3 protein-coding genes are annotated in these 2,655 nt (G+C 59.7%); 1 reads left to right on the top strand and 2 read right to left on the bottom strand.

Annotation, left to right across the window (positions count from 1 at the left end):
• Positions 1–122 precede the first annotated feature (122 nt).
• Positions 123–386: a hypothetical protein gene (locus P4L78_RS01400; RefSeq protein WP_309326488.1), complete on the bottom strand. Its 264-nt coding sequence runs from the start codon at positions 384–386 to the stop codon at positions 123–125.
• Between the two features lie 212 nt (positions 387–598).
• Positions 599–1,165, bottom strand: a complete 567-nt coding sequence (locus P4L78_RS01395; RefSeq protein ID WP_309326486.1) for a DUF1993 domain-containing protein — start codon at positions 1,163–1,165, stop codon at positions 599–601.
• A 218-nt stretch (positions 1,166–1,383) separates the two neighbouring features.
• On the opposite strand from P4L78_RS01395, the gene P4L78_RS01390 reads away from it, so the two are divergent.
• Positions 1,384–2,655: DUF6880 family protein (locus P4L78_RS01390; RefSeq protein WP_309326484.1), on the top strand; the 1,272-nt coding region annotated here is incomplete at its 3' end.

Here is a 2,655-nt window from a genome sequence, read left to right as displayed (position 1 = left end):
CGCCATCCGGATAGCACGGTCGCAAATGTCAAAAACAGAAAATCCACTAGAATCAAAAGTTTCTAGTAGCCCGAAAAGATTCTGACATTTGCGCGCCACCTAGCCGAGGGCGGTAGCAAATGTCAGAATCGGACCACTAGCGCGGAGTGTGCGGCGGTGAAGCTGAGCAGCGATACTGCCTGGTCAATTGCACGAAACCGTTCGCAACGATCACGTCCAAGCACGACCCAACCATAGTCGTGATCGAAACGGTCCCAAATAATCAAGCCGAGCAGGCGGTCACCGTCCGTGGCGAACCATCCCGCTTCCTGCACGAGCATGACTATGCGTGGACTTCGGATGTATCCCGCAATAGCGTCGAAACGACGATTGCTGATTGCGTGCATATAACCTCTTGTTTGCCACCATATGTGGCAGATTCGATCTTAGAGGTTTGTCCGTTAAGGTCCAGCTAACCAATCTCTGGAATGGCTTTGGGAAGTGTTCATTAATGGAGGGAAGCTTCCGATGAGCAGAGCGAAGGCTTTGGACGTCCGTTTGGCCAGCGGGGTCGGTCTCCTAAGGATCTCGGGCCGTGCGCAAATCTGTCGCGCCTCGCTTACTGCGCCGGCATTGTTCCGGGGCGCAGATAGGCAAACATATGAGCGACGAAGTCGGCCTTTCCAAGGTCGATCCCCTCTGCGCGCAGAATCGCATAGGCAGTCATCACGTGAAAATAGAATTGCGGTATCGCCCAGTCGCGCACGTATTGTTCTGCCGTAAGGTCGAAGATCATGCCCATGGGAAGCGCGTGCGCAATCGGCGTTGCTGGATCCACCTCAAGCGCCTTTGCCGCAGTCGCCTCCACAAGTGCAACGGTCTCGGCTATTCTGGCTTGCGCATCAGCCATCGAGCCGGGATGTTCCCCTGCGTTCCGCCCCTCGTTCAGCAGCGTGTCTACCGAGGGCGAAAACGGCTGACCTTGCAACCGGAATATGCCCTCTTGCGCCTGCACACAGGCGAAGCGGATCTGGGTAGCGAGCGGGAACATGTCGGGAGCGAGGCGAGCCGATAATAGCTTCTCCGCTCCAGCGTCTGGCTTCTGCGCAGCCGCCTTGGCAAGCCAGACTGACAACGCCTTCAGCATCTGCACGTAAGTTGGTATGAGCACGTCTGGCAGCGTCACAACGGTTCCTTCCCGTAGCCAGTCATGATTTCAGACTCGCATGGCCTGTCTAGGCTCTGCGGATCGGATGGGCTAGTCTGCGTGATGAATGGTGGGCAAGTTTCGAGCGCCGGTTCAGGCGGCTTGAATGACCGGTATCAAGGCGCTTCCGGCATTTGTGGTAGCCTTTTACCGCGCGCGCGGCTTGACCGGCGCAGGATGCCTTGCAAAAGTCGGCCATGGCTTCCGAAAAGACCCTTAACGCCAAGAATCTGGCTGCGCTTGGTGCGGAGCGTCTGGCTGAGTTGCTGATCGAATTGGCGACCGGGGATGCAACCGCAAAGCGCAGATTGCGGCTTGAACTGGCCAGTCGCAGCGGTGGCGGTGATGTCGCGGCAGAAATACGCAAGCGACTCGTTGCGATTACCCGGTCGAAATCCTTTGTCGACTGGCGAAAGATCAGGCCGCTGGCCCAGGATCTCGACATGCAGCGGTCGGCAATCATGGATCATGTGGCACCGACCAAACCCGCTGAGGCCTTTGATCTCCTCTGGCGGTTGCTGGAGATGGCGCCATCGATCTACGAGCGGTGTGATGACAGCAACGGGACGATCGGCAACGTCGTCGCCACCGCCCTGGAGGATCTCGGCACGGTTGCCGGGCGTGCGGCACTGGCCCCTGCCAGACTCGCCGAGCGGGTCTTCGCAGGAGTCTGCGCCAACGATTACGGCCAGTTCGACGGTTTGATCGCCCTGATGGCAAAGCCGCTTGGACGGGAAGGACTGGAAACGCTCAAGGCCATGTTCGAGGGATTGGCCGCCAAGCCGCCCGCAAAGGCGCCACCGGGCGAGCGCCGCGTGATCGGGTATGGCATGGGCGGCCCTCTCTACGAGGACGATTATCTTGCGAGGAACCACGCACGGACAGTCCAGTCGGCGCTGACCGAAATCGCCGATGCGCTGGGCGATGTCGATGGATACATCGCGCGCTTTTCACCGGAAGAACGCGCCAACCCGGCTATCGCCGCGCGGATTGCAGAGCGCCTTTTGGCGGCCGATCGGGCGGCGGAGGCCATGGCGGCGCTGACTGCCGCCGAACCCGAATTCAGGAACGGCAGGCATTGGCCCGATTGGCAACGGGTCCGGATCGAGGCACTCGATGCCCTGGGACGATCGGACGATGCCCAGAGCGAACGCTGGGCCATCTTCGAGCGCACGCTGAATGCCGAATACCTTCGGGCCTATATCAAGCGCCTGCCCGATTTTGACGACGAAGAGGTGGAAAACCGGGCTTTGGCCTATGTTGGCCGATATGCAGGATTCAGTCAGGCGCTGGCCTTCCTGGTCGATTGGCCGGCACACGACCCTGCTGCCAAACTCATTCTGGCGCGCCATGGCGAACTCGACGGCAATCACTATGAGCTGCTGACCCCTGCAGCCGAAGCGCTGGAGCAACGCCATCCGCTTGCCGCCACGCTGATGCTGCGCGCGATGATCGACTTTTCGCTCACT

The sequence above is a fragment of the Silvimonas sp. genome, assembly GCF_031291215.1.
Classification (GTDB): Bacteria; Pseudomonadota; Gammaproteobacteria; order Burkholderiales; family Chitinibacteraceae; genus Silvimonas; species Silvimonas soli.
The sequence above is the reverse complement of the archived record's forward strand: the minus strand, read 5'-3'. Positions and strand labels throughout refer to the sequence as shown.